Source organism: Candidatus Symbiopectobacterium sp. 'North America' (assembly GCF_015762685.1).
GTDB lineage: Bacteria > Pseudomonadota > Gammaproteobacteria > Enterobacterales > Enterobacteriaceae > Symbiopectobacterium.
The window spans coordinates 23,334-49,839 of record NZ_PEHF01000096.1; the positions used below are offsets into that span (position 1 = coordinate 23,334).

16 protein-coding genes, 11 pseudogenes and 1 riboswitch are annotated in these 26,506 nt (G+C 51.6%); of the genes and pseudogenes, 10 read left to right on the forward strand and 17 right to left on the reverse strand.

The window, feature by feature from the left end; all coding sequences use genetic code 11:
- Positions 1-7 precede the first annotated feature (7 nt).
- Positions 8-639 (reverse strand): annotated as a pseudogene (locus tag CS369_RS20965) (HlyD family efflux transporter periplasmic adaptor subunit); the annotation flags it as partial.
- A 376-nt stretch (positions 640-1,015) separates the two neighbouring features.
- Between CS369_RS20965 and CS369_RS20970 the strand changes: the two are divergent.
- The 3 genes and pseudogenes from CS369_RS20970 (at position 1,016) to CS369_RS20980 (ending at position 3,864) form a co-directional block, all read left to right on the forward strand.
- Positions 1,016-1,698 (forward strand): annotated as a pseudogene (locus CS369_RS20970) (response regulator transcription factor).
- A gap of 2 nt (positions 1,699-1,700) precedes the next feature.
- Positions 1,701-3,096, forward strand: a pseudogene (locus tag CS369_RS20975) (ATP-binding protein).
- A 39-nt stretch (positions 3,097-3,135) separates the two neighbouring features.
- Positions 3,136-3,864: a hypothetical protein gene (locus tag CS369_RS20980; RefSeq protein WP_196908568.1), complete on the forward strand. Its 729-nt coding sequence runs from the start codon at positions 3,136-3,138 to the stop codon at positions 3,862-3,864.
- An 82-nt stretch (positions 3,865-3,946) separates the two neighbouring features.
- Here the strand turns inward: CS369_RS20980 and crr are convergent, their stop codons facing one another.
- The 5 genes and pseudogenes from crr to cysZ form a co-directional block, all read right to left on the reverse strand.
- Positions 3,947-4,456 carry a PTS glucose transporter subunit IIA gene (crr, locus tag CS369_RS20985; protein WP_196908569.1) on the reverse strand — a complete coding sequence of 170 codons (510 nt, stop codon included), beginning with the start codon at positions 4,454-4,456 and terminating at the stop codon, positions 3,947-3,949.
- A gap of 41 nt (positions 4,457-4,497) precedes the next feature.
- Positions 4,498-6,225: a phosphoenolpyruvate-protein phosphotransferase PtsI gene (ptsI, locus tag CS369_RS20990; protein ID WP_196908570.1), complete on the reverse strand. Its 1,728-nt coding sequence runs from the start codon at positions 6,223-6,225 to the stop codon at positions 4,498-4,500.
- 47 nt (positions 6,226-6,272) lie between these two features.
- Positions 6,273-6,530 (reverse strand): phosphocarrier protein Hpr, encoded by a 258-nt coding sequence (gene ptsH / locus CS369_RS20995; RefSeq protein ID WP_196908571.1) that lies wholly within the window; start codon positions 6,528-6,530, stop codon positions 6,273-6,275.
- Positions 6,531-6,932: 402 nt separating this feature from the next.
- Positions 6,933-7,473: pseudogene (locus CS369_RS21000) on the reverse strand (pyridoxal-phosphate dependent enzyme); the annotation flags it as partial.
- A pseudogene (gene cysZ, locus CS369_RS25380) lies at positions 7,464-8,045 on the reverse strand (sulfate transporter CysZ); the annotation flags it as partial. The pseudogenes CS369_RS21000 and cysZ, both read right to left, overlap by 10 nt.
- Before the next feature lie 236 nt (positions 8,046-8,281).
- Between cysZ and zipA the strand changes: the two are divergent.
- A complete protein-coding gene (gene zipA, locus CS369_RS21015; RefSeq protein ID WP_196908573.1) occupies positions 8,282-9,151 on the forward strand; it encodes a cell division protein ZipA in 870 nt (289 codons plus the stop codon).
- Positions 9,152-9,220: 69 nt separating this feature from the next.
- Entirely contained in the window at positions 9,221-10,477 is a 1,257-nt protein-coding gene (gene yjeH, locus CS369_RS21020) for an L-methionine/branched-chain amino acid transporter (RefSeq protein ID WP_196908574.1), read from the forward strand.
- Positions 10,478-10,530: 53 nt separating this feature from the next.
- Here the strand turns inward: yjeH and CS369_RS21025 are convergent, their stop codons facing one another.
- Positions 10,531-10,812: an accessory factor UbiK family protein gene (locus tag CS369_RS21025; protein WP_196908581.1), complete on the reverse strand. Its 282-nt coding sequence runs from the start codon at positions 10,810-10,812 to the stop codon at positions 10,531-10,533.
- 193 nt (positions 10,813-11,005) lie between these two features.
- Positions 11,006-11,209, forward strand: a riboswitch (FMN riboswitch).
- A gap of 139 nt (positions 11,210-11,348) precedes the next feature.
- Here CS369_RS21025 and ribB point away from each other — a divergent pair.
- Positions 11,349-12,002 (forward strand): 3,4-dihydroxy-2-butanone-4-phosphate synthase, encoded by a 654-nt coding sequence (ribB, locus tag CS369_RS21030; protein ID WP_196908575.1) that lies wholly within the window; start codon positions 11,349-11,351, stop codon positions 12,000-12,002.
- 42 nt (positions 12,003-12,044) lie between these two features.
- On the opposite strand, the pseudogene tehB reads toward ribB, so the two are convergent.
- From tehB to CS369_RS21045, 3 genes and pseudogenes are all read right to left on the reverse strand, one after another.
- Positions 12,045-12,866, reverse strand: a pseudogene (tehB, locus tag CS369_RS21035) (SAM-dependent methyltransferase TehB); the annotation flags it as partial.
- Between the two features lie 475 nt (positions 12,867-13,341).
- Positions 13,342-14,985 carry a class I fumarate hydratase FumA gene (gene fumA, locus CS369_RS21040; protein WP_196908576.1) on the reverse strand — a complete coding sequence of 548 codons (1,644 nt, stop codon included), beginning with the start codon at positions 14,983-14,985 and terminating at the stop codon, positions 13,342-13,344.
- A gap of 401 nt (positions 14,986-15,386) precedes the next feature.
- A pseudogene (locus tag CS369_RS21045) lies at positions 15,387-16,265 on the reverse strand (LysR family transcriptional regulator).
- A 251-nt stretch (positions 16,266-16,516) separates the two neighbouring features.
- Between CS369_RS21045 and CS369_RS21050 the strand changes: the two are divergent.
- Positions 16,517-16,930: a multidrug/biocide efflux PACE transporter gene (locus CS369_RS21050; protein ID WP_280514839.1), complete on the forward strand. Its 414-nt coding sequence runs from the start codon at positions 16,517-16,519 to the stop codon at positions 16,928-16,930.
- Between the two features lie 5 nt (positions 16,931-16,935).
- Here the strand turns inward: CS369_RS21050 and CS369_RS25385 are convergent.
- Positions 16,936-17,639 (reverse strand): annotated as a pseudogene (locus CS369_RS25385) (DNA-3-methyladenine glycosylase).
- A 173-nt stretch (positions 17,640-17,812) separates the two neighbouring features.
- On the opposite strand from CS369_RS25385, the gene ada reads away from it, so the two are divergent.
- The gene (ada, locus tag CS369_RS21060) at positions 17,813-18,907 is read left to right on the forward strand and encodes a bifunctional DNA-binding transcriptional regulator/O6-methylguanine-DNA methyltransferase Ada (protein ID WP_196908577.1); all 1,095 of its coding nucleotides are present in this window, start codon (positions 17,813-17,815) and stop codon (positions 18,905-18,907) included.
- Positions 18,900-19,535 (forward strand): DNA oxidative demethylase AlkB, encoded by a 636-nt coding sequence (alkB, locus tag CS369_RS21065; RefSeq protein ID WP_196908582.1) that lies wholly within the window; start codon positions 18,900-18,902, stop codon positions 19,533-19,535. The genes ada and alkB overlap by 8 nt, the downstream gene beginning before the upstream one ends.
- 47 nt (positions 19,536-19,582) lie before the next feature.
- Here the strand turns inward: alkB and CS369_RS21070 are convergent.
- From CS369_RS21070 to CS369_RS21090, 6 genes and pseudogenes are all read right to left on the reverse strand, one after another.
- Positions 19,583-21,101: pseudogene (locus CS369_RS21070) on the reverse strand (FAD-dependent oxidoreductase).
- A gap of 219 nt (positions 21,102-21,320) precedes the next feature.
- Entirely contained in the window at positions 21,321-21,668 is a 348-nt protein-coding gene (locus tag CS369_RS21075) for an FMN-binding protein (protein ID WP_196908578.1), read from the reverse strand.
- 75 nt (positions 21,669-21,743) lie between these two features.
- Positions 21,744-22,529 carry a hypothetical protein gene (locus tag CS369_RS24185; protein WP_244665153.1) on the reverse strand — a complete coding sequence of 262 codons (786 nt, stop codon included), beginning with the start codon at positions 22,527-22,529 and terminating at the stop codon, positions 21,744-21,746.
- A gap of 33 nt (positions 22,530-22,562) precedes the next feature.
- Positions 22,563-23,540, reverse strand: a complete 978-nt coding sequence (locus CS369_RS24190) for an MFS transporter (RefSeq protein WP_244665154.1) — start codon at positions 23,538-23,540, stop codon at positions 22,563-22,565.
- A complete protein-coding gene (locus CS369_RS21085) occupies positions 23,533-24,246 on the reverse strand; it encodes a 4Fe-4S dicluster domain-containing protein (protein ID WP_196908579.1) in 714 nt (237 codons plus the stop codon). Before CS369_RS21085 ends, CS369_RS24190 begins: the two co-directional genes overlap by 8 nt.
- A 552-nt stretch (positions 24,247-24,798) precedes the next feature.
- Positions 24,799-25,749, reverse strand: a pseudogene (locus CS369_RS21090) (alpha/beta hydrolase fold domain-containing protein).
- Between the two features lie 431 nt (positions 25,750-26,180).
- Here CS369_RS21090 and CS369_RS21095 point away from each other — a divergent pair.
- A pseudogene (locus tag CS369_RS21095) lies at positions 26,181-26,441 on the forward strand (LysR family transcriptional regulator); the annotation flags it as partial.
- Positions 26,442-26,506: the final 65 nt, after the last annotated feature.

Below are 26,506 nucleotides of genomic sequence, written 5' to 3' on the forward strand. Positions count from 1 at the left end.
GCTCCCCTTACACTGGCGGTGGGCCGGGGTGGCGCGCCGTTGATGATGAAGAACCCGGTTGCTGGCTGATGATCACTTGTTCACCCGTGCTGACGCTGGTGAGTAATTGGGTATGCACGTTGTCGTTAATACCAATGGTCACGTCACGGGATTCACGTTGACCTTGCGCATTAACCACTTGCACCACGGTTTTTCCATTAAGCTGCTTTACGGCCGTGGCGGGCACCACCAGCGCGTTTTTACCGCAGCGAGCAGAATATACACTTGCGCCGTCATCAAGATACGCAGCGTGCCATCCAGGTTATCAACATCAAACAGGCCGTTGTAATAAATCGCCTTAGACGTTGAAGAGCTACTACTGCTGCTGGAACTGCTGGATGAACTGGTGGTCTCGTCGTTGATGGAATCCGGCGCCGGTTCAATAGCGCGCAGCGTGGCTTGATAGCGCTTGTTGGGCTGGCCAAGAATGGTAAACCAGACCGGCATGCCGACTTTCATGTTGACCACATCGGCTTCGGAAATCTGCGCTTTCACTGTCATGGTGTTCAGGTTCGCCACTTTGGCGATGGTGGGGGTAGTTTGCGCCGCGTTGACGGTCTGCCCTGCTTCCACCGAAATGGCGACGATGGTGCCATCTACCAAGACAGTCTGCTCAATATCTCGGGTTTCTACGGGCGCGGTAATGTAGTTCACCGGTGGTGGGGCGGCGAAAAAGTGCTTATAGCCAAAATAAAGGGCAACGATGGCAACCAGTGCCAGTAGCGACGTACGTAATGACAAAAAACGAGCAGGCATGAGCAGTTGAATATCCTTATCGAGTGTTGACGTCTCAGCAGGGTACTGACGTCTGACGGGGTGATGCTAACCGCGTAGAGCAAAGCCGTTACTTTACCCTGACTCTATGACCCGATCTCGCCTATTTAGTGCTATGGAAGGTAAGAATTCAGTAAAGATGGCTGCGAAAATACGTATTAAACGAGAAAATAACCGCCAGAACCGCCAAGGGGAGCAAGGTATGAAGCTGTTGCTGGTTGATGATGATGTGGAGTTGGGAAACCTGCTTTGTGAGTATCTCAGCGCTGAGGAATTTGCCGCATCGCGAGTGTTGACAGGGAAAGAGGGTGTGGAAAGCGCGCTGTCAGGAAATTACACCGCCATGATTCTGGACGTTATGTTGCCGGATATGAGCGGTATTGATGTGTTACGCCAGGTGCGTAAATCGAGCCGGTTGCCGATTATCATGTTGACGGCCAAGGGTGACAATATCGACCGGGTGATTGGTCTGAAAATGGGGGCCGATGATTATATGCAGAAGCCCTGTTTCCCCCGTGAACTGGTAGCACGCTTGCGTGCGGTGCTGCGCCGTTATTATGATGAGCGCCCGGAAAAGCAGGAAAGCGAAGGGACTGCCACATTGGGTGAACTGGTGTTGAACCCCGCTACACGCACCAGCGAATGGAAAGGACACCCCTTTGATTTAACCGCCTCCGAGTTCAATTTGCTGGAACTGCTGGTGGGCGCGTACTAGCGCGTGGTTTCCAAAGATGAGCTGTCGGAAAATGTCTGGGGCGGCAGCGTGAAGCCTACGATCGCAGCTTCGATGTGCATATCAGCAACATTCGGCAAAAGCTAGCCGAACTGCCGGCCAGCAGCATGACCATTGAAACTGTGCGCAGCGTAGGATATCGGATTCGTTGATGATGCAGGGACGCTTGTTCTGGAAAATTCTGTTTGGCTTCTGGCTGACGTTTTTATTGATATCGCAACTGCTGTGGTTGGGGTTCACGTTGTATGACGGTGGACACCGCGCACCGCCGGAAGAGGCGATGATCCAGCGCTTGATGTCGTTACAACTGTCGATGGCGCAATCTGCGTTGCAACAGGGTGGGCAGCCCGCGCTGGACGCACTGGAAGCTCAGTGGCCGCCACAGGAACGCGGTTTTCTGCGCGTTTCTACCACGGTAACCGATGCCGAGAAATGGGCTCCACCGCCTGAGCCGTGGCGTGAACCGCCAGCCAGTGATATCCCGCCTCCCGGTGACCTGAGGCCGCCAGCGAATGAGGAACATCACCGGGGCGATCGCCAAATGCCGCTTGTCAACGCGGTCAATGGGCCTAATGGCGAGCGCTATTGGGTCTCTTTTGACGTCCTACGTTTGCGCGATGAAACCTATGCACCGCGTCCGATGTTGATACTCAATATTTCTGAACCGTTGGTATGGATTGCGGGATTAGGCGGGCTGCTCTTCAGTGGGGTATTAGCCTGGAACCTGACCCGGCCGCTCAATCGCTTGCGCGCCAGTTTTGACCGTGTGTCACAGGGATATTTATCCATTCGGCTGTTGCCGGACATGAAACGACGGCACGATGAGTTGAGCGACGTAGCGCGAGATTTTGATGCCATGGTCGAGCGGTTGGAGGTGTTGGTGAGTTCCCGCGAACAACTGCTGCATGATGTGTCTCATGAGTTACGTTCCCCTCTGGCGCGTTTACAGTTGGCCATCGGGTTGGCGCACCAAAATCGCGATAATATCGATACCTCATTGCAGCGCATCGAAGGTGAAGCGGCGCGCATGGACAAAATGATTGGTGAACTGCTGACGCTATCACGTGCCGAGCATCAGGTGGTCGATGAGTCCTACTTCGATTTGTACGGGTTGGTCGACGCGGTGGTAAACGATGCGCGCTATGAGGCGCAAGTACCGGGGGTAACCATTCTGTTGGAGGCGGATATCGAGCAGGATCACACGGTAAAAGGCAATGCGGAGCTGATGCGGCGCGCGTTGGATAATATCGTGCAACAATGCACTGCGTTTTTCAACCCGCGAGCAGACGGTGCTGGTAGACCTGCGTGGCACGGAGCGCGAGTGGCTGCTTTGTGTCACCGATCAGAGGCCGGGGGTGGAGAAAAATAAGCTATCCAGCATCTTTGATCCCTTTATTCGCATCGAATCGCCGCAGTCCGGCAAGGGCTATGGATTAGGGCTGGCGATTGCCCGCAAAGTGGTGATGGCGCACGGTGAGGCCGATAACGGCCCTCAGGGAGGGTTGACCGTGCGTATCTTTATTCCTCGTTGGCAAGAAACCGCAGCGTAGAGCCATTGATTAGCACGTTTTTTTAAACGGCAGCCGTGTGTGGCACGTGGCGTTGCGGTAGAGCGCGTATTGGCGGGGCAATCGTGCAAGACGGTTGGCGAGGCGCATGGTATTCCTGAACGTAGCATACTCATGCATTGGCTGAATATGCTGGCGGTTGATGGTGAGGCGGGTACGCGGGTCTGTGCGAGTGAATGCTGTTATGCCGTGGCGGATATCTACGGTATTGAATCTGATAGCTTCGCCTTCAACGAGTTGCAAAAGCGTGCGGTGATGGGGCGGGCAGGGGAACGGGTACGCAACGGGGAGTCATGCCTGCAAGTGGCACAGGATCATGGTATTTGCATGCAGTACGAGGCGATGGATATGTTAGAGATGATCGCCGTTAACTCCTGTGCCGGAGAACGGGTACGTAACGGTGAATCCTGCCGACTGGTCGCCCGAGAACATGGCATCAGTGCTTTATTTATGGCGATGTGCGAGCTGGAAAACATCGCCGTGAAAACGGTTGCCGGAGCGCGAGTGCGACAGGGGGAGCTCTGTTACTTGGTAGCGTGGGATCACGGAATTAGTCATTGCCATAATGCGATGCATAATCTGGAGATGGTTGCTGTGGAGACCTTCGGGGCTGAACGGGTGAAAAACGGGGAGTGGTGCACACTCGTCGCCCTGTCGCTGGGGATTGCATTGGACAGTGGGACGGTAAAGGTGCTGGCAGCCCTCGAAATGGCCTCTGCCGGTGCGGAAAAACGCCCGCGCTTACAGTGATTAGGGTGGGACAATAAATAAAAAACCCACAGTCAGGACCCTGACCGTGGGGCTGGTATGAGTTGCTGTACTCAGAAAAGCGCTACTTTTTGATACGGATAACCGGTGTTTCACCGACAACCACGGTGCCGCTCAATTTGGTCAGCTCTTTGATTTCGTCCATGTTGGAGATAACCACCGGCGTCAACGTTGATTTGGCCTTTTCTTCCAACAGCGCCAGATCGAATTCAATGACCAGATCGCCTTTCTTCACGTGTTGGCCTTCTTCCGCGATGCGTTTGAAGCCTTCACCTTTCAGCTCAACGGTATCGATGCCGAAGTGAACGAACAGTTCAATACCGCTGTCGGATTCGATAGAGAAAGCATGGTTAGTTTCAAAAATCTTGCCGATGGTGCCATCAACCGGCGCCACCATCTTGTTGCCAGTCGGTTTAATGGCAATACCGTCCCCGACAATTTTTTCAGCAAAAACAACGTCAGGAACGTCTTCGATATTGACGATTTCACCAGACAGCGGTGCAATGATTTCAATGCTGCCAGTATCTTTTTTGTCATCAGATACCAGAGATTTCAGTTTATCGAACAAACCCATGATCTTCTCCTAATCATTAATATTGGGTCAGCATAGCAGAATCAGCAGAGCGTTTTTTCTTTGATAAATCGGCTCACTACATCGCTCAGTTCTTGCGCTGTGGGTTGGGAGAGCGCTTGTTCTGCCAACGCTTTGGCATCGTCGTAATTTGCATTACGAATGATCTTCTTGATGCCAGGAATTGAGATTGCACTCATGCTGAATTCATCCAGACCCATACCCAATAATAGCAGTGTAGCACGTTCGTCACCAGCGAGCTCGCCGCACATCCCCGTCCATTTGCCTTCGGCATGAGATGCGTCAATGACCTGCTTGATCAAACGCAATACCGCTGGAGACATCGGGTTATAGAGATGAGAGATAAGCTCATTACCGCGATCAACTGCCAGAGTATACTGGGTTAAGTCATTTGTCCCAATACTAAAAAAGTCCACTTCTTTCGCCAGATGGTTGGCAATGGCGGTCGCAGCAGGTGTTTCAACCATTACGCCCACCTCGATGCTCTCATCGAAGGCTTTCCCTTCTGCTCTCAACTGCGATTTCAGCAGTTCCAATTCGGCTTTCAGCGCACAAACTTCTTCTACGGAAATGATCATTGGGAACATGATGCGCAGCTTGCCAAACACCGACGCACGCAAAATAGCACGCAGCTGTGTATGAAGAATTTCTTTACGATCGAGACAGATACGAATTGCTCGCCAGCCCAGGAACGGGTTCTCTTCCTTTGGCAGGTTCATGTAAGGCAGATCTTTATCGCCGCCGATATCCATGGTGCGCATGATAACCGCCTGCGCCCCTACGGCTTCTGCCACGGCTTTGTAGGCTTGGAACTGCTCTTCTTCTGTCGGGAACGCATCGCGATCCATAAACAGGAATTCGGTACGATAGAGTCCAACACCTTCTGCGCCATTGCGCTCGGCACCTGCAACATCACGCACGGTACCAATGTTGGCGCACACTTCTACCTGATGCCCGTCGAGCGTGATGGCTGGCAAATCTTTCAGTTTTGCCAACGCATCTTTTTCAGCGTAGTACTGTGCTTCCAGCGCTTTCAGTTGTTCGATAACGTCCGGCGTCGGGTTCTGATAAATTTTGTTGTTCACGCCATCCAGAATCAGATAATCGCCGTTTTTCACCTGCTGGGTGGCATCCGTGGTGCCGACAATCGCGGGCAGCTCCAGAGAACGCGCCATGATGGAGGTGTGGGAGGTCCGGCCGCCGAGATCGGTAATAAAGCCCAGCACCTTGTCCAGGTTCAGCTGTGCGGTTTCTGATGGCGTCAAATCGGTTGCGATCAGGATCGATTCTTCCTGAATATCGCCCAGATCGATAATCGGCATACCGAGAATGTTTCTCAGCAGGCGTTTACCAATATCGCGCATGTCCGCTGCGCGCTCTTTCAGGTACTCATCGTCCAGTTCTTCCAACGCTTTCGCCTGATTCTCGATAACCGAGTAGGCTGCTGCATCGGCAGAGTGATGGTCCTTTTTGATCAGGGCTATGATTTCCTGCTCGAACTCTTCATCTTCAAGCAGCATGATATGCCCTTCGAAGATGGCCTCTTTCTCAGCGCCCAGGGTTGCACCTGCTTTGGTCTTGATGGCTTCCAACTGTGCAGAAGCCTTGGCCCGGCCACTCAGAAAACGTTCGATTTCTTGTTCAACGTCTTCAGCAGTAATTTTCTTCCGGCTGATGACGATTTCGTCTTCCTTCAATAACAGCGCGTTACCGAAAGCAAAACCGGGTGATACTAATATGCCTGAAATCATAACTCTACCTTCACTCGAAACTGATGTTCACACGAAAAGCCTGCCGATTACTCAAGTTCGGCCATCAGCTTAACCAAATGTTCAACGGCTTTTTGCTCGTCTTCACCTTCTGCAGAAAGGGTAACGACAGTGCCTTGCGTCAGGCCAAAGGTCTGAAGCTTGAACAAACTTTTCGCGCTGGCACTTTTTCCGTTGGAGGTGACGGTAATTTCGCTGGTAAATCCTTTGGCTTCTTTAACAAACTGAGCCGCAGGACGGGTGTGCAGGCCATTCGGAGCGGTGATAGTAACTTCTTGCTGGAACATTCTGTTTTCCCCAACTATGGTTTGGATTCGTGTTGTGGAACTAAAGTTTAGTGTATTTACCGAACTTTAGTCTGTTAGTTCAGCCCCATTTATGTTACGGGGTCGCCTTTGATGCGGTAAGGTAAGGACGAAACGCCTCCCCTGAATATATACGCCAAATAGCACCGTATTCCAGCCCAGTGTCAGATGGCCTTGCTGCCTCTGTGGTAAAAAACGGGGACATTGTCATCAGTAGGAACAGGGTACGATGTTACGGTTATTAATTCCGCGTATCAAAATAATTGTTCGGTTAAATACTAAACCTGGACAAAAAAAGCAATTATTGATGGGTATAAACTTTGAACTTGACCACAAAAAAAAGCACCTGTGAAGGTGCTTTTATACTGTCAATGTAACGAAGTATTACTGCTGCAATTTTTGTTCTGTGAACAGATCGGCAAACAGCGCAGTACTGAGATAACGCTCACCGGAAGAGGGCAGAATCACCACGATGGTTTTGCCTTCAAAGGCGGGCTCTTTCAGCAAATTCAGTGCGGCAGCCACGACTGCACCGGAAGAGATCCCAGCCAGAATACCTTTCTTCTTCCATCAGGCGACGCGCGGTTGAAATTGCATCCTCGTTAGAAATGCGCTCAACGCGATCCACCAGAGACAGATCGAGGTTACCGGGAATGAAACCGGCGCCGATCCCTTGGATCTTGTGCGGACCAGGCTTGATCTCTTCGCCAGCCAGCGCTTGGGTGATCACCGGTGAATCAACGGGTTCAACCGCGACAGTGGTGATAGCTTTGCCTTTGGTTTTCTTGATAAAACGGCTGACGCCAGTCAACGTACCGCCGGTGCCGACACCGGAGATAAACACGTCGACTTCACCATCGATATCTTTCCAGATTTCCGGACCGGTGGTTTTTTCGTGAATTTCCGGGTTAGCCGGATTGCTGAACTATCGAAGGGATAATCGCAATATTGAATGGCCAGCATCCAGGCGCTAAACCCGAACCACAGCAGCGGTGCCACGGTTTGTCCGATACCGGGAATAAGATACAGCAACAGCAGCACGATGGCGCGCGGCAGGTAATAGGCGAGTTTCTGCACTTCGCGCTTCATGATCCGCGGGATATCTTTGACCATGCCCATGACGCTGCTGTCCGGTAGGGCCTTGCCGGTCAGTCGCGCTTCAAGCTGCTCGGCCAGCAGGCCGTTAAACGGTGCCGCGATAAAATTGGCAATGATGCTGAAAAAATATCGGAATACCAATAGGATAGAGATGACTGCGAACGGCCATAGCAGGTAGCTTAACCATTACAGCCACTCTGGCACGTGGCCCATCAGTTGGGCAATCCAGTCACCTATGCGGGAAAACAGCCACCAAAAGGCACCGCCCATCAACAGCACATTGAGCAGCAGGGGAACGATGACAAATCGCCGTATGCCCGGCAGCGACATCAGTTGCCAACCTTGTGCGAAATAGTAAATGCCTGAACGCGGTGGCGTAGCGGGGGACGGGGTTACCATGACATCCTGTTCCTCATTGTGGGGTGATCCGGATCGTTTGTGTGATCTGCATCATATCGGGATGATTTTCTGCTGACCAGTGACCCTTTGGACGAAAAAAAGCAAAAAAGTGCGCCCGGTATATCTTTATTCCTATAAAATACTGTTCAGGCTTGCACTTGTGTACGCAGGCAAATAGAGTTAGGGGTATGAAAAAGTTGCCGTGGTGGCAATAAATTGAATTAACTGGGATAGCAATGATGCAGGACTTGCGTCTGATATTAATCGTTGTGGGCGCGATCGCTATAATTGCGCTACTGCTTCACGGCTTGTGGACGAGCCGTAAAGAGCGCTCGTCCCTTTTTCGTGACCGTCCGGTGAAGCGGCTTAAGCAAAAGCAGAAGCGAGAAGAGACTGCGCCGCTTGAGGAGCTTGATGAAGGGGTCGGCGAAGTCAGAGTCACGCGGACTCGTGCGCAGGAAGAACCTGCATTGGGTTGGTTCAGTGAGCCTGCGCCGCCGCCTGCATCCTCATCGCCTTTCGCTTCTGCTGCCGAACACGTTCGTACCGATTACGATCCGCTGTTAGGAGCGATCACCGCGCCGCAATCTGCACCTGAGGTGCACGTTGAAGAGCAGGCCGCGGAGCAACACTTGCCTGAGCGAGATGCTGACCAGCCGCAAGTGCAAAGCGCAAGCAGCGCAGCGCAAGAAACAGTGCTGGTACTGCACGTTGCCGCTCATCAAGGCAGTATCATTGGCGGTGAAGTGCTGTTGCAGAGCGTATTGCAGGCCGGCTTCCAGTTCGGTGAAATGAATATTTTCCATCGCCATGTTAATCCTGCGGGTGCAGGACCGGTGCTGTTCAGCTTGGCCAACATGGTGAAACCCGGCTCTTTCAGTATCGACGACATGGCCGAGTTCTCCACGCCGGGCGTCTCCATTTTCATGATGGTGCCCTCCTACGGTGACGCAAGCCAGAATTTCAAACTGATGCTGCAATCTGCACAGCGCATTGCTGACGACGTCGGCGGAGTGGTACTGGATGATGAGCGTCGTTTAATGACGCCGCAGAAAGTTGAGGCTTACAAAGGCCGTATTCGCGATGTGCTGCGGGCTAATGGCTAGACGTGATTTTGTAACCGCAAAGCCTCCTACATGGAGGCTTTGTTTTTTTAGGGGATAGGGTGGACTGACGTGGCGAGTAGCAATGGGTTAAAGCAGGATCTGGGCGTGGTTCAGGGAGTGGGGCTGCTTTCCACTTCGCTACTGGGAACTGGTGTGTTTGCGGTGCCAGCTATTGTGGCGCAACTGTCGGGTAATGACAGCCTGTGGGCTTGGCCGCTGCTGATTGTATTGGTGTTTCCGATTGCCATTGGCTTTGCCGCGTTAGGACAGCATTTTCCCAATGCCAGTGGGGCAGCCCACTTTGTCAATCTGGCGTTTGGCCCACGCCTGGCACGCGTGACCCGCTGGCTGTTTCTTTCCGTGATCCCCTTGGGGTTGCCTGCTGCGTTGCAAATTGCCGCTGAGTTTTGGGCGCCGTTTATCGGCCATAGCAGGGTAGGTATATTGGTGGTGCAAATGTTGACGCTGGTCGCCATTTGGCTGCTCGGGTCACGCAGTGCGGGCTCAAGTGCTTCTATTCAAACGGGTATTGCCGTGCTGGTGGTGCTGCTGGTCGCCGCCATTTGGTGGGGGGTAGAGATCAATCCCACGCATATCGCCTGGCCTGCACTGAGTACCCTCTCTTGGCCGAACACCTTTGATTCACTTGCCGTGATGTTTTGGTGTTTTGTTGGACTGGAAGCGTTTGCTCACCTCTCTACCGAGTTTCGTAACCCAGAGCGTGATTTTCCTCGGGCCTTGATGATCGGCATGCTGATTGCTGGCATCGTCTATTGGGGCTGTACCGTCGCGATTTTGCAGTTGAACGCCTATGGCAGTGATATCGCCCCGACCTCGCAGCTGTTGAGTATCGTCGCAGATTTGTTTGGCAACGAATGGATCTATTGGGGAGCGTGCCTGATTGGCTATCTGGCGTGCTTTGCCAGTGTGAACATTTATACGCAAGGTTTTGCGCGACTGGTGTGGTCACAGGCAACGCCAGGGAGTCGTTTGGGGCGGCTTTCACGTGCCCAGGTTCCCCTGAGTGCGCTGTTGGCGGTGGTGCTTTGTAGCATGGTCTGTTGCCTGCTGATTTACTGGCTGTCACTGCCATTATCGACGTTGATCGTTTACGCTAACGGTATTTTTGTTCTTGTTTATCTGCTGTGCATGCTGGCAGGGTGTCGGCTGTTGAAAGGTCGGGCCCGCCTGATGGCGATTATCGGCAGTGTGTTGTGCTGCGCACTGTTGGTGATGGTGGGGGCTAAATCGCTCTATGCACTGATTATGCTGGCAGTGCTGTGGTGGGGGTTACCGCATAAGTCACAGCAACTGGCGGCAGAATAATCGTCGTTGCACCGGCCCTTGGGTGGCCGGTGCCCGCGATGAGGGGGTACCGCCTACGAGGGCTGCTGTTCAGACGTAGCCGTTTTGTCTGCGTCCAGCTTGGCTTCCAATTCGCTCAAACGCTGTTCCAGCCGCGCCAGTTTTTCACGGGTGCGCAGCAGAACCTGCGTTTGTACATCGAACTCTTCGCGGTTTACCAGATCCAGCTTGGTAAACTGTGCTTGCAGTACCTGGCGAATTTTTTTCTCGGCGTCTTCGCCCAGTTCACGTATGCCTTTAGGCATGGATTCATGCACCTGACGTGCAATTTGCTCAATCTTTTTCGGGTCAATCATGCCGTTTTCCTGCTCGGTTTCTGTCATCTGTACTGTCAGTGTAATGCGTGAATGAAAAGGGATAAACCAAAACTCGCCTTGTAATGCTTTGTGTCGGATTCCTAAAGAAAATTTTTATCAATAGGCCAGCAGATGTCACATTTTATCCATTGCGCTAATTGCCCCACTCAGGCAATAGCGTTATAGTTACCACGCTTACTTCTCAGGGCGGGGTGTAATTCCCCACCGGCGGTAAACCAGACAGCGCAGGGTGCTAAAACATCGTGCTTTCGTCTGGAAGCCCGCGAGCGCTCGCCGTAACGTTATCAATAATTTATTATCGATGTACGTGGCGAGGTCAGCAGATCCGGTGAAATTCCGGGGCCGACGGTTATAGTCCGGATGGGAGAGAGTAACGGTATCCTGTTGGGCATATGCCCACTCGCGTTATTTTGTTAGTCATTGCCCGGTGCGCATTGAACCGCATCTGTTGTAATGGTTACTCCTCAAGCTCGCCCTGGTTCTGGTAATCCATAATAAACATGAGGTTTTTTACCATGAATCAGACATTACTTTCTGAATTTGGCACGCCATCTGAACGCGTTGAACGTGCGCTTGAAGCGCTGCGTCAAGGCGTTGGTGTTATGGTGTTGGACGACGAAGACCGTGAAAACGAAGGCGACATGGTATTTGCCGCCGAGAACATGACCGTTGAGCAAATGGCGATGACTATTCGCTACGGTAGTGGCATCGTCTGCCTGTGCCTGACCGAAGAGCGTCGCCGTCAATTGGAACTGCCCATGATGGTGGAGCACAACACCAGCCACTATCAAACCGGCTTTACCGTTACCATCGAAGCTGCTGAAGGCGTAACGACCGGTGTGTCTGCGTCTGACCGTATGACAACCGTTCGCGATGCCATTGCTGATGACGCTCGTGCAAGCGATCTGAATCGCCCTGGCCACGTCTTCCCGTTGCGTGCTCAACCGGGCGGCGTACTGACTCGCGGTGGTCATACCGAAGCGTCTGTCGATCTGGCAACGTTGGCAGGTTTCAAACCTGCCGCTGTGCTGTGTGAGCTGACCAATGATGACGGTTCCATGGCGCGTGGGCCGGAAGTGATCGCCTTCGCTAAACAGCACGGCATGCCGGTACTGACCATCGAAGACTTGGTCGCCTACCGTCAGGCAGCAGAACGCAAAGCGAGCTGATCGTTCTCTTCTCGGGCCGGTGATACCGGCCCTTAAAAACGCAGCCAGTAAGGTGGCGAAGCGCAGTTTGATGCGGTTGCCATTCTCGTCGGTTTTATGCAATTCACCCACCTCTTCGTTGTATTTCAGGATGTCCCATCCTGCGTAATACTCGCGCAATTCATCGTGCTGGAAGGTGAAGGAGAAAGGCAGCCGGCAGGGGAAATCCTCGGTGGACATGGCCGCCACGATCAAGTTATAGCCGCCCTTTACGGTGCACTCCTGCATGTTACGTACGATGAAAGGAATGCGCTCGCGTTCCAGAAACATCAACACCACGGTAGAGATGATGAGGTCAAACTGTTCGTCTAACGCGGCTTTGTTGATATCGTACAGTCTGGCGCGAATGCCGGAGAGGTTTTCGCTGCTGATGATATCTTTCAGCGACGATATGCTGTTTAGGTTTTTGTCATAGGCGGTAACGTCAAAGCCGCGCAGGTTCATATAAAGGGCATTTCTGCCGCCACCGCAGCCAAGATCGAGCGCTTTGCCAGCCGGTATTTGCTCCAGTGCGGCCACTACTTCGGAGTGGGTTGCTGTTAGGCCGTATTTTTTAGCGTAATAATCCTCGGCGGTGCAGTAAAACGCTAACTGGCACTCCAAATCCGCTGAGGCACTGACGATACGATGCCAGGCTTGCGGTTCAACAAACGGTGGCTGATTCTGTTCAGTAAACTGATAAGTCTCAATCACCGAGCCATCTTCGTGCAGCATGGCGAAGGTCAGCTCTCCTTTCAGAACGGTCAACTTCGCCCAGGTGCCCACTTGCGTGTTGTGTTTTTCTTGAAACGCGGCGGGCAGCGTCTGCGCATTCCACTGCGGCAGGGTTTTATAACAGACTCAGGTTTTGCATCATACACCTCGGAGAGCTTATACATTCTTATCGCGTTTTACCGCGTTGCCGGTAGTTTATAAAGCCTGACAAAGAATAGTTATAAGGCGTATTTAAAATACATCTTTTTTTTGATGAGAGCATACTCTCAGGGGGAGTATGTTGAGATTGGTGTAAGGTTTCGTGCGCGAAGCTAACAGCGTTTCTTTGCTACTAGCGTAGCACGCGCCCGACGAGGGGGTGCAGTCGCCCACCCCCTCGACCCCACGCTTTTTGCGGAATGACGTCGCTACGCGATGCCTTCGGAAACGGGTATCGCTGACGGACCGCCCGCGATACCCGTTTCCTCTGCGTCATTCAACGCGGGTTAACATCAAAAGATATCTGGTGCGTACGTCATTCAACGCGGGTTAACACCAACAGATGTCTGGTGTGTGCGTCATTCAACGCAGATTAACACCAGAAGTATCAGGCACAGCGAGTGCACTTATTGGACTGGATCACCTGAAAGAAATCATTCCCCTTGTCATCTACCAGAATGAACGCCGGGAAGTCTTCCACTTCGATTTTCCAAATCGCTTCCATACCCAGTTCGGGATATTCAACGCAGGTCAGGCTCTTGATGCTGTTCTGCGCCAGAATCGCTGCCGGGCCGCCAATGCTGCCGAGATAGAAACCGCCGTGTTTATGGCAGGCGTCGGTCACCTGCTGGCTGCGGTTGCCCTTCGCCAGCATGATTTTGCTGCCGCCGTTGGCTTGCAACAGATCCACGTAGGAATCCATGCGTCCTGCGGTGGTTGGCCCCAGTGAACCCGAAGCATAGCCTTCCGGCGTTTTGGCCGGGCCTGCATAGTAAATCGGGTGATCTTTGACATATTGCGGCAATCCTTCTCCGTTGTCGATGAGCTCTTTGAGTTTGGCATGAGCAATATCGCGCGCCACAATGATGGTGCCTGACAGGGAGAGACGCGTGGAAACCGGATACTGAGACAGCGTTTTCAGGATTTGTTCCATCGGTTGGTTAAGATCAATCTTGACCGCTTCACCTTCTCCTGCCTCACGCAACTGCTCAGGAATGTATTTGCCAGGATTCTGCTCTAACTGTTCCAGCCAGATGCCGTCACGGTTGATTTTGGCCTTGATGTTGCGGTCAGCGGAACAGGAAACACCCATGCCAACCGGGCAGGAAGCACCGTGACGCGGCAGACGTATAATGCGGATATCGTGAGCGAAATACTTACCGCCGAACTGCGCGCCTAACCCCAGATCCTGTGCGGCTTTCAGCAGCTCATTTTCCAGTTCAACGTCGCGGAAGGCTTGCCCATGTTCATTGCCGCTGGTCGGCAGCGCGTCATAGTATTTGGTGGAAGCCAGCTTCACTGTTTTCAGCGTGCTTTCCGCTGAAGTACCGCCGATAACAAAGGCAACGTGGTACGGCGGGCAGGCTGCGGTGCCCAGTGAGCGCATTTTTTCTACCAGGAAGTTTTTCAGTTTTTCCGGCGTCAGCAGCGCTTTGGTTTCCTGATAAAGGTAGGTTTTGTTGGCAGAGCCGCCGCCTTTGGTGACAAACAGGAATTTGTATTCCGCCCCTTCCGTACTGTACAGATCGATTTGGGCCGGCAGGTTGGTGCCGGTATTGACTTCCTTGTACATATCCAACGCAGCGTTCTTTGAATAGCGCAGGTTATATTCAATAAAGGTGTTATACACGCCCCGGGACAGCGCTTCGGCGTCATTGCCGCCCGTCCAGACCTGCTGGCCTTTTTTACCGACGATAATCGCCGTACCGGTATCCTGGCAGGTCGGCAAAATACCTTTGGCGGCAATTTCCGAGTTGCGCAGGAATTGCAGCGCCACGTATTTGTCGTTTTCACTCGCCTCAGGGTCGTGGAGGATATCTGCCACTTGCTGTTGGTGAGCCGGACGCAGCATAAACGATGCATCATGGAAGGCCTGTTGTGCCAGCAGGGTTAATGCCTGCGGGTCGATCTTCAGGATTTCTTCACCTTCAAACTGGGCGGTGGAAACAAAATCGCTGCTGATCAGGCGATATTGGGTGTTATCTTTGCTTAGCGGAAAAGGTTCTTGATAATAAAATGGTTTATTCGACATGTTTTTCTCACTTGCAACAAATTAAAAGAAAGATTCAGTATTCCTTGGAAGACTTTCTGTCTTACATATGGTTATCATTTTTATTGGAAAATATTCAGTTATGCTGTAGCACAATTATCCTGACCATGGTAGGGGTTTCTGGCATCAAGTACCACTTTGGTATATCACAGTTTTTGCATCCAATTGGCGGATTTTTACATCCTGGGCGATAAAAAAACGCAGTGAAAATGGCAAAAAAGCAATAATGCGCCACGTAGGTATTGATGCTTATTACATTGCGTAACTTGTTTAATAAAAATAAGTAAATTTATCGAGTTATTTTCCCTTTAAATAATGTAGTTTTTTATCGTGCCGATATGAAAATAGTGGGTCTGTAGCGATCTATCAAGGTCTCATCTATTTCAAGACAATGTCGGATCTTTTTGCATCAGCAAATTATCAATCATCCAAAACCCTGCCGGTTCTGGCGGATACTGTTTTGACCACACCACATCCATTTCAATCAGTTGCGGCCAACCTGCCACCGGGAGTTCCACCAACACCTGATGACCAAACTGGGCGACCAACCAGCGTGGCAGGATGCTCCAGCCAAACCCCTGTTCTGCCATTTCCAGCAGCATAAGGTAAGAGGGGGCAGACCAGATAATGCCTTCTTTTGGCTGACGTTCTGTGCGCGTATAGGTATTCAGATAAAGCTGGCGTACCGTCGTCAACTGTTGCGGTGAGACAGACTGTTGCTGCGCCAATGCATGCTGTGCGGCAACAAAGATGGCCATTTCAGTTTTTACGTGTAGCCGTAAGGCGCTGATTTCTGTCGGATAGTGTGGTTGGGTGCGAATCACCCCCATGTGTGCGCGCTGTGCCTTAAGCAGGTCGATGGCATCCTCATCTTCGGCGATCAGACACTCGAACTCAATATCAGGAAAACGGGCAGAGAACGCGTGCAGCAAGGGATCGTAATGCGCCGCTTTTCACATATCCGACAATACAAAGGTCAGGCGTTGCTCAATACGGTTAGCCAGACGGACCGCCAGCGCATCCAGCGTGTCGCTGGCAGCAAGAATGGCCTCTACGTGCACGCGCACCTTATGACCATCATCCGTCAGTTGCGGCTGGTGCCCGGAACGATCGAACAGCACCAGTCCGAGATCGGCTTCGAGGTTAGCAATGGCCGCGCTCACGGTGGACTGGCTTTTACGTAGCTGACGCGCTGCGGCCGAGAAAGAGCCAGTTTGCGCTGCGGTAACAAAGGCAATCAGGGATTCGAGAGAATAGCGCATCACCGCTCTCTTCTTAAGTCCATCGCTTTTATCGATGGATATTAATTTTATTCTTCCAGTAATAACGATATATCCTGCTAACGTCAAGCGGTGAGAGGCCTTCTCCACCGCCTGTTTTGTTAATTGACCCAATACCAAATTGATGAATAAAAGTGTGGTGATGTATGCAATCTAACACAGCAAAGAGACAAACAACCTCGGTACAACGCCGAAGCGTGGGTGAGCGTGTGTTTCATGCTGTCAGCTATTAAGTGGTTGCCCTATTGATCATGGCACCCATTGGTGCCTGGCTGTTTAACAAACCGCTATTTTCCATGTGCGCATTGGCGATTATGCTCTCCAGCATCTCCATGGTGTGGAATATCATCTATAACGCCTTGTTCGATCGCCTGTGGCCTGTATCACGCGTGGCGCGTGGTGCTAAGGTGCGTATCTTGCACGAATTAGGCTTTGAGGGCGGTTTTATCCTGATTGGTCTGCCCGTTGCGGCCTGGATGCTGGGGCTTACTCTGTGGCAGGCTCTGATGGTCGATATCGGCTTTTTCCTGTTTTTCCTGCCGTATAGCGTGGTGTATAACTGGGTATATGACAAACTGCGCGCCCGGTTTATGGCGCGCAGAGACGGCGAACGCGGGAAGTCGCCCGCCGCATCACTCCCCCACTAATGCCATCAGCCTTTGCGGTTGCTGGTTTTCAGGCGGCTTTTGAAATCGGCGTAGTCTGGCATCATCGGGCTGCGCCACAAATACCAGGCGGCGACGGTGCGAAACGGCTGACACGGCAGACTGAGTTCCGCCAATTCACGGCGCGAGGGTATCGCATCGCGCTGATGCAAATAGCATAACCCTAAGCGGATGCCGAGATCGTCCAGCGGCATAATGTCCATTCGCTCCAATCCATAAATCAGGTACATTTCGACCGTCCAGCGGCCAATGCCTTTCAACGTCGATAACCGTTCGATGAGCGTGTCGTCGCCCATGGTTAGCGCCTGTTCTCGGGTGGGCACCAAACCGTCGCGTGCCCCTGTGCAATTAAGTGCAGCGTCTCTGCCTTGCGCGTTGAGAAGCCGCATTGGCGCAGCGCGTCTTTCTCACTGGCAGCAATCTGCTCTGCGGAAGGGAATACCTGCCCGTCAGGGCTAAAAGCATCCAACAGGCGGCGGATCATGGCATCACCCGCTCGAGTGGTGAGCTGTTGGTAGGCCACGGCACGCATTAGCGCTTCATAGGGTTCACGATGCGGGTGCGTTTGGTGCTGACATTCGCCGATGTGGTCCAACAGTGCTTGCCAGCGTGGCCCAAGCGTGCGCAGATGTTCGCATGCCAGATGCACGCTTTGCGCCGAGTTCCATAATACCGGCTGCGGGTGTGACATACTTGATCCTGAACGTGAAAGAAAAAGGGTGGGCTTTCAGCATAAAAGAGTGAATCGGGGTTGTCACCCTGCGATGCGTTTCTGGAATGAGAAAGCAAGAATCAGTCAGGTATTCATCAGACGTAACCGGTAGGGTGTGATCTCTGTTGTGACCAGAGACTGCGAGGTGAGTGATGTCGACAAACGCACGCGCTTTTCCTGAGGAAGAACGTACTCTACGTGAAAATACATGGTGGGATGCCTTGTGCCGACGCGATAAACAGGCTGACGGTCGCTTTGTCTATGGCGTTAAAACCACGGGGATATTTTGTATGCCTTCCTGTGCATCCCGATTACCGCTGCGGGAAAACGTGCAGTTCTTTGCGGATGCGGATGCGGCGCAGCAGGCCGGGCTCCGGCCCTGTAAACGTTGCTGCCCAGGAAACCCGTCCCGTGAGCAACGGCAATGTGCGGCTATTGAGCACGCCTGCCAACTGATGGCGCAGGCCAAGACATCGCTGACGTTGGCGCAGGTGGCAACGGCGGTGGGTATCAGCCCCTACCATTTTCACCGGCTGTTTAAAGCCCAGGTTGGTGTGACGCCAAAACGTTATGCTGCCGCGTTGCGTGGTCAGCGTGTGCGCGCCTTGCTGAACGGTGATGCGCCGGTAACGCAAGCGGCATTGGCGGCGGGTTTTCATTCCAGCGAGCAATTTTATCAGGAATCTCATCAACTGCTGGGCATGCAGCCGCGCAGTTTTAAACACAAGGGGCAGGGCATGACGATTCATTTTGCTATTGGCGCATGCTCGCTGGGGGCTATTCTGGTGGCGGAGAGCGAGCGCGGGGTCTGCGCCGTTTTACTGGGAGATGATGCCACTGCATTGATAAACGAACTACACTCTCTGTTTGCCAATGCGACGTTGGTTGAAGGCGATGCGGCGTTTGAGCAACGCACGGCGCTGGTCATCCGCGCTATTGATTCACCGGGTGCTCCGTTGACGTTACCGCTCGATATTCGTGGCACGGCGTTTCAACTGCGTGTCTGGCAGGCTCTGCGAGACATTCCTCGGGGAACCACGCTCAGCTACCGCGATGTTGCTGAAAAAATTGGTCAGCCGGACGCGGTGCGCGCGGTAGCTGGCGCATGTGCCGCCAACCGTCTGGCGGTGATTGTCCCTTGCCATCGGGTGATTCGCACCGATGGGGCGTTGTCGGGCTATCGGTGGGGCATCGCGCGTAAACGCCAACTGCTGGAGAACGAGGCTAAAGGATCCCATGATGGATGATCTGTTTGCGCACGAGGGCACACCGCGCTGGACGCAGACGCTGGCACCGGGCGCAGTGGTGCTGCGCGGGTTCGCCGCTGAGAGTGCGCCAACGTTAATGCAGATGATTGACCAACTGACGCGCGTGACACCATTTCGACAGATGACCACGCCGGGCGGTTTTGTCATGTCGGCCGCCATGAGCAATTGCGGCTCACTGGGCTGGGTGACGGATGCACAGGGTTATCGCTATGCGCGCCACGATCCCCTCACGGGATCGCCCTGGCCCGCGATGCCGCTGCTGTTTGCTCAACTGGCGCAACAGGCCGAGCATGAGGCGGGGTTTCCTGACTTTGTTGCCGATGCGTGCTTGATGAACCGCTATGCGGTGGGCAGCCGGATGTCGTTGCATCAGGATAAAAATGAGAGGGATTTCTCGCAGCCGATTGTTTCCGTGTCTCTTGGGTTACCGGCCATCTTTCAGTTTGGCGGTATGCAGCGCAGTGATGCTGTGCAGCGTATCCCTCTGACGCAGGGTGATGTGCTGGTGTGGGGCGGGCCGTCACGCCTGCGTTTTCACGGTGTGCAGGCTATCAAAGCAGGAACGGAAGATTACCGGTTTAATCTGACGTTTCGTAAGGCGGGATAGTGAAAGAGCAACCTGTCCTTAAAGGCGCAGGTTGCTGGCGAGCAGGATTATTGTTTTTTGAAGTGCATGTAATCCAATGCGCTTTCTGCGGCAATACGGCCTGAGTTCAGGGCGAAACCGAAGGTGCCGCCGCCTAACAGCAGATCGTAAGTGTCGCCGTACATGCCGCCTGCGTCATTACCGGTGACATACAGACCTGGGATGGCATTGCCGTCCTTGTTGATGGCCTGCATCTTCTCGTTAATTTTCACGCCTCCCAGCGTGCCGAGTGCGGCAGGCTGCATTTTAACGGCATAGAACGGCCCGGTTTTCACTGGACGCAGGTAATCCATGTTCTTGTTGAACACTTCATCACGTTTTTGCGCGGCAAAGACGTTGTTCTGATCGATAGTCTCTTTCAGCACGCTGGCGTCAACGCCCATGGCTTTAGTCAGTGCGTCCAGCGTTTGTGCCTTGTAGACAAAACCGCGGTTTTTCTGGAGCTCTTTATCAAACTCATCGTCAAATTTGGTGAGCTTGGTGTTGGCGATCACCCATTCGCCGATTGGTACGTCGATCCCGTCGTTCACGTAATGTTTACGTGAGGTTTCATCAAAGATGGAGTACATGATGCCGTCCGCTTTGGAAAGCGCATTACCGGAGTGAGGCCAAATGATGACGTTGTATTCATCGGTAAAACGACGGCCATGGGTATCTACCCATAGATAGGGTTGGCGCGCAGCGGCCAGCATGTGGGAGTTTGGCGCGTAGTCTGGCAGACCAGGGCGGTATGCTTGCAGTACATACACCCATGCCTTCATCTTTGGCGCCGGCTTTCCAGGCCATTTTGATCCCGTCGCCATCTTTACCGACGTTGCCCACCATAATGGTATCCGGGAAGGCGACGTATTTTTGCAGCATCTCTTTGTTGTTGGCATAACCGCCGGTGGCGACGATAACCGCTTTGGCATCGATCTGGATGGTGTTGCCTTGCTCGTCTTGCGCCGTCACGCCGGTGACTTTGCCGTCTTTCACGATCAGGTCTTTACCAGCGGTTTTCACCATGGTGGTGACATCCATGTTTTTAAACTGCTCATGGAAGGTTTTGATCAGGAAACGACCGTGGCCCGGTCCGTCAATAACGTGCCAGGTCAACATCCCACCTGGTCCACCAGGACCGATGTATTCGAACTTGATACCCTTGGATTTCACCCATTCGATGGTATCGGCAGAACGGTTAACAAACGCGCGAACCACGAACGGGTTAGCCAGCCAGTGGCTTTATTCCATGATGGTTTTGAACGCCATGTCTGGGGTAACGATAATACCCTGACGTTTTTGCATGGAACTGTTTGCGGTGAAGATCCCTTCCGCAAAATTCCCGGTGCCGCCGACCACACCTTGTTTTTCCAACAGAATCACTTTCGCGCCTTTTTCGGCTGCAGCCATGGTGGCGGATGTGCCTGAAGCCCCGGCACCGATAATCACCACGTCAGCTGTTTTTACGATAGTTTCTGCATTGACAGTGCCGGTACCCAACAGGGATAAACAGGCGGCTACAATCAGCGTTCTCCTGACTATTTTCATATACTCTCCACTCTCAATGGTTGTAATAAAAATATTGATGCGATGGTTTTACTCTTATTATTCCCCACCTTGTTTTTGGTAAAAGGGGGCCATGCTCGCGTTATCATTTTTAAGGTAAAAAAGAAATAACGCGTAGTCGCTATCCTGCCGGTATTATTCAGCAGGAATGTTTAATTTAAATATTAATTTTGCAGCGAGGCTGCGAGAAATAAATAACAGTTATTTAGTGACTTTTGCTTGATTATACGCGTTGCCTGCCGCTTCTAATGCAGCTTCGCTGGTTAAAGTAGCGCCAGACACGCCATCAATGTTGACGCTCTGTTTTTCAACGAAGCTTTTAGCCAACACTTTTGCCGCTTCTCCACCCACTTCTGGGGTTTCAGAAGGCTCGTCAACCGTGGCTTTATTGATTTTTCCTTGTGCATACACATAGAGTGTGACAGTTACGTCACCACCGATACCGGTGCTAGCGGAAGAATAGGTGCCTGCTTTAAAATCGCCGTCTGCAAAAGCGAAGCTTGATGCAATCAGCAGACAAAAAGCTGCCGTACCCTGAAATGTTTTCATATCAACGGTTCCAATAAAAAGTGTATAAATATTCAATGTAATATTGAACGGAAAAATTATTGCGCGTGCTCTCCTTTATCTCCCATGAATAAAATGATGGCCGTCATCTTCATTGAGATGAATGAATATAAAACAACAAATGGGTAATCCGATACCGAGTAAAATAAATAACAAGCTGAAGCTGTTTAAATTAATGGCGCTCTCCATGCGGGTAAGAAAACGCAGCATGAGAAAGGTTAACGCCATGCTTACCATAATGGAGAGCAACTGAGTCACCGTCATAATGTTATTGCCGTTGTTATAGGTATGGTGACTCAGGTTGCTGAAGGCCAGTGTACTCTCTGCGGAATGCAGCGTCGAAATCAGAACCCCGAGCAGCACGGCAATAATACCGATGAAGATGGTGGCGTTCTCCTGCACTGCGGCACCCATGGCAAAAATACACAGTGAGGTAAAGACCGTGGTGTGCAGCAGCAGCTTGCGGTAGCCAATCCGTTTGATCAGTGGCTCAAAGCCCAGTTTAGAGAGCAGGGCACCGCTGGAAAACAGCAGCAAAATCAAGCTGACGGTGGCGGGCTCATACGCTAATTGGGTTTGTAACATCAGCGACATCACTACCGGAATCGAAGAGAGTAAAATGCGCGTGACGATACCGCTGGTCACGCCGATGGAAAACGTTTTAATGGTAAACAGATTTTCACGCGGTTGAGGCCGCGTGGTAAGCATATCCCTTTTGAAATAGAGGAATGCCAGGCCGAATCCGCTGAGGGCCAATGCGGCGCTCAGTGGCAGGCTGATGATGTTTTTCGGCATCGCAGTCAGCAGAAAGGTGCCCAGGAATAGCATACCGATCAGCAGCATCAGTTTGTAGGTGTCCCCGCGAAAATGCGGAACCTACATACTGGCGGGAATATGCGTTCTGGCAAGCCACAGACAGATTAGGCACAGAGGAATATTAAGTACAAAGATCAGACGCCACGACAGCATATTGACCATCAAACTCCCCACTACTGGGCCAATCATGGTGCCCAGTAACCCCAGCAGGGTAATGCGGTTGAGGAATAGGAGTTTCATGGTATCTGGCGTGGTCCTCAAAATGATGGTTCTGATTATCGGCAGCATTAACGCGCCGCCGATCTCTTGTATAAACCGAAACGCGCTCAGGCTGACGATAGACGTCGCGGTGATACACAGCAGCGAGCCGGTCATAAAAATGGCGATAGCGACAAGGTAGGTGTTGCGTTCACCCAGTCGCTCTGCCATCCAGCCATTAACGGGGGTGAAAGCCACCACGGTGACAACATAGGAGATAACAATCAGCTCCATATGCAGCAACGGGTTGTTCAACATCGGGAAGGATTTGAGCGCTGACAGCAGGAAACCGGTATAGCAGCCCAACAGGATTGCCAACACCAACAGCGTGTTTTCAAACCAACTGATACGTTTCTGGATAATGGCACTCAGGTTACGCACCAGAGAGAGCAGGCCACCGTTGTTGAACTTGCTCACCAGCGTCAGCAGTTCATCACGGTACAGGCTGACCAGCCATAGGATGATAAACACGAAGTAGACCTGAAACAGCATCACACCGAGCGACATGATGGAGCCAGGGTTATAGAAGACCATCAGATACCAGAAGGTCATCGGGCGCGTCAGGTGGAAGATCAGAATAATCAGACCGACCATCACGGCCAACGGTGCCACGATCGCCGTCGCGATAACGATGGGGTTTTTGCCGCTGTACTCGGAGGGCACGTAATATTTCAGCAGCATCGTCAGGGTGATCATGCCAACGGAAATGCCCACCAAAAGCAGATAGATGGCAATGGGCCAGTCCCATACCAGCGTGTCGAAGTGGAAAGCATTAAGCATTGTCGATTACCCCGCATTTGCCAGGAATGCGATAGAGCTGCGGTTCGGTGCCCAGATACACCTTGGAACGATAGGTCGGGTTCGCTAGGATCATTTGAGAAATATCGCTGGCCGGATTGTTCAAATCACCGAACACCAGTGCGTGGGTTGGACAGATCTCGACGCAGGCTGGTTTTTTGCCTGCGGCCAGATTGGTCTCACGGCAGAAGTTACATTTATCGGCGGTATTGGTCACCGGGTTGATAAAGCGTACGTGGTAAGGGCAGGCCGCGATGCAATAGCGGCAGCCCACGCAGCGCTTGTAGTTAACGTCGACGATGCCGGCAAGCGCATCCTTAAAGGAAGCGTCGGTCGGACACACGGAAATGCACGGCGGGTTTTCACAATGCTGACAGGATTTACGGAAATATTGGCGTACAGCACGACTGGTCGAAGTGCATGGAATATTAACCGAGGTCAGGATCTCGAGGCGGGTAACGCCATCGGGGACATTGTTGGTCTCTTTACAGGCACCGATACAGGCTTTAAAGCCGATACACAGTGACTCGTTGTGCAGCATACCATAACGTACCCCTTTCGGAGCGCCGGTAGCGGGTATTGCGTTTTGCGGTGCAGCCTCATTTGCTAATGCCAATGAGGAACTGCCAGTCACAAAAATGGCACTCCCCATGTAGGCAAGAAATCGGCGGCGGGAATGATCTTCCATAACATCACCTTCAGTATTGAATGCTAGTTGATGTAGTCATGCTGATGTCGGTACCGAAAAATCGTCGGGTGATTGGCTTTTGTAATGTCTGATTCGTTGCGACGCAGTGTGGAAGAACTCCCCTGAGACAGTGAACAAAAACTTTTTTATATCGGTACCCAGCAGGCATCAGAAATTTTTTATCGATAAAAAATATAAAACGCACGTAAACCATGAGCTTCCTATGGGTTTTATTTGACCATACCTCATAGTGATTAGAGTGTGCAGTAAATCACATTTGCGGGTTTGAAGATTAATATAAAAGTTATCTAGATTTATTATCAATTTCAGGAAGATAAATATAGCGTGTAATTAAATATCATGAGCGACTGTGAATGAAAAGTAAATAATGTAATAGAGTCAATTGAGAATCATTTTTATTAACGGGAAATAGTGTGATCGGCTTATAAATAATGATGAAAACTGTGATGTGCGAGTATCAGCGTATACGGGGGAAAGCACGCCTGAATATTCAGGCGCGCAGGTGGGGAATGCGTTAAAATATTGTGAATATTAGCCCTTTAAATGCTTATCTAAGAACTGGATCACAATTTTCATGATTTCTGGCTGCATCCAGTAATCACCGCCGTGCTGCGCGTTGTTTATCGAGTAATAAGTAGAATCAATGCCCTTTTGTAATAATGCCTGATGCAGTATTTCCGTTTGGCGCGGCGAGACAATGGTGTCCTTGGTGCCGTGCATAATCAGGAACGGAGGGGTATTGCTGTTAATGTAATTGATGGGGTTAGCGGCGGCAGCGCGTTCAGGATAGCGGGTGATCGGGCCACCATCGTTGAACACGGAAGTCCCGTTCACCCAAATGGCCTCGGTTGCTGACGCGGAGGTGTGTTTTTGTACCACATCATCGGGGAAGCCCTCGCCGACGCGTAGCAAATCGGAGAGTCCGTAGAAATCGATCACGGCCTGAACCTGACTGTTTTGATCCAGATTTTCCCCTTTATCAAACTGTTTGTCGCCGTTCGATGTGCCGGTAAAGGCAGCCAGATAGCCGCCAGCCTACGCGCCGAACACCGCAATATGCGCGCCATCAATGCCAAATTTACCTGATTGTGCCCGCAGGTAACGCACTGCCGATTTCACATCTTCAAGCGGTGCGGGAAACAGCACTGTCGGTGCTACACGATATTCCATGCTGGCAACCACATAGCCTGCCTCGGCCATCGCCAGGAGCTGTTGAACGTAGTTATCTTTGTTGGCGTTGATAAAACCGCCACCAGTGACAAACAGCACGGCGGGCAGGGCTTTGGGCGATTCAGGCTGCAAAATATCCATTTTCAGCGCCACGTTGGAATAGCCGCGCATTTGCACCTGAGAGAAAACCACGTTGGAGATCAATTTTACCGATGGAATACTCTTCTTTATAGACAACGTATGTAACGGCGCATCTGCGATAGCGACAGTAGCGGATAAGCAACCTAAGGTACAAAGCAGGCACAGCGCCATCGATTTATTGTTGGTAGACATCATCATTCCTTAGTGATTAACAAACATTATTTCCCAACCCCTGTAACCCCAGAAATAGGGCGTGCGCGAATAGCGCATCCAAAAAAGAGGTTGGCGCTATTCACGTAAAGAGGCGAATACCTTTTTCGCAGATGAATGCAGCAATGCGGCAATGTGTCTTTGCGCTACACTCGTGTGCATAACGTAAATAATGAAAAATAGCTTTATGCTGCTAACATAGTTTTATTGAGATGCACGTTTCCTATGCCATTTATGCAACCTGGAATTCACATATAAATAATATATATTGTGTTGTTATGGGGAATTCATTTAAGCACGTTCGGCAACATGCTATTTGTGTCTCTTGTCACATTTGTTTTTTTGTGTGTTAATATAATAGTTATATTTATTAATTATAAATTAAAGCATCAATGATAAATATTAAACGCCTTGTCTACTATCATGAGCTGATTCGCATTAGCAGTTTTACTAAAGCAGCGAAAATGCTGAATATTTCCCAGGCGTTTCTTTCGCAGGAGATAGCGCGCCTGTAGCAGGAAACAGAAAAGAAACTGATAAATCGCACGACGTGCCAATTCTCTCTGACCCCTTTTGGTAAGGCATTTGCCAAAAAAATACGGGGTATAATTAGAGAATATTACGATATTGAGCAATTTATTCGTGGTTATGAAGGGGTCTTCCCCTATCATGGTGGCACACACCCTCAATCAAGTATAATTATCTATACTTGTACCTT

Coding starts and splice junctions, on each gene's coding strand:
- crr (WP_196908569.1), bottom strand. CDS start 4,456: ATGGGTTTGTTCGATAAACTGAAATCTCTGGTATCTGATGACAAAAAA.
- ptsI (WP_196908570.1), bottom strand. CDS start 6,225: ATGATTTCAGGCATATTAGTATCACCCGGTTTTGCTTTCGGTAACGCG.
- ptsH (WP_196908571.1), bottom strand. CDS start 6,530: ATGTTCCAGCAAGAAGTTACTATCACCGCTCCGAATGGCCTGCACACC.
- zipA (WP_196908573.1), top strand. CDS start 8,282: ATGATGCAGGACTTGCGTCTGATATTAATCGTTGTGGGCGCGATCGCT.
- CS369_RS21025 (WP_196908581.1), bottom strand. CDS start 10,812: ATGATTGACCCGAAAAAGATTGAGCAAATTGCACGTCAGGTGCATGAA.
- ribB (WP_196908575.1), top strand. CDS start 11,349: ATGAATCAGACATTACTTTCTGAATTTGGCACGCCATCTGAACGCGTT.
- fumA (WP_196908576.1), bottom strand. CDS start 14,985: ATGTCGAATAAACCATTTTATTATCAAGAACCTTTTCCGCTAAGCAAA.
- ada (WP_196908577.1), top strand. CDS start 17,813: ATGTCGACAAACGCACGCGCTTTTCCTGAGGAAGAACGTACTCTACGT.
- alkB (WP_196908582.1), top strand. CDS start 18,900: ATGGATGATCTGTTTGCGCACGAGGGCACACCGCGCTGGACGCAGACG.
- CS369_RS21075 (WP_196908578.1), bottom strand. CDS start 21,668: ATGAAAACATTTCAGGGTACGGCAGCTTTTTGTCTGCTGATTGCATCA.
- CS369_RS24185 (WP_244665153.1), bottom strand. CDS start 22,529: ATGCTGCTGATCGGTATGCTATTCCTGGGCACCTTTCTGCTGACTGCG.
- CS369_RS24190 (WP_244665154.1), bottom strand. CDS start 23,540: ATGCTTAATGCTTTCCACTTCGACACGCTGGTATGGGACTGGCCCATT.
- CS369_RS21085 (WP_196908579.1), bottom strand. CDS start 24,246: ATGGAAGATCATTCCCGCCGCCGATTTCTTGCCTACATGGGGAGTGCC.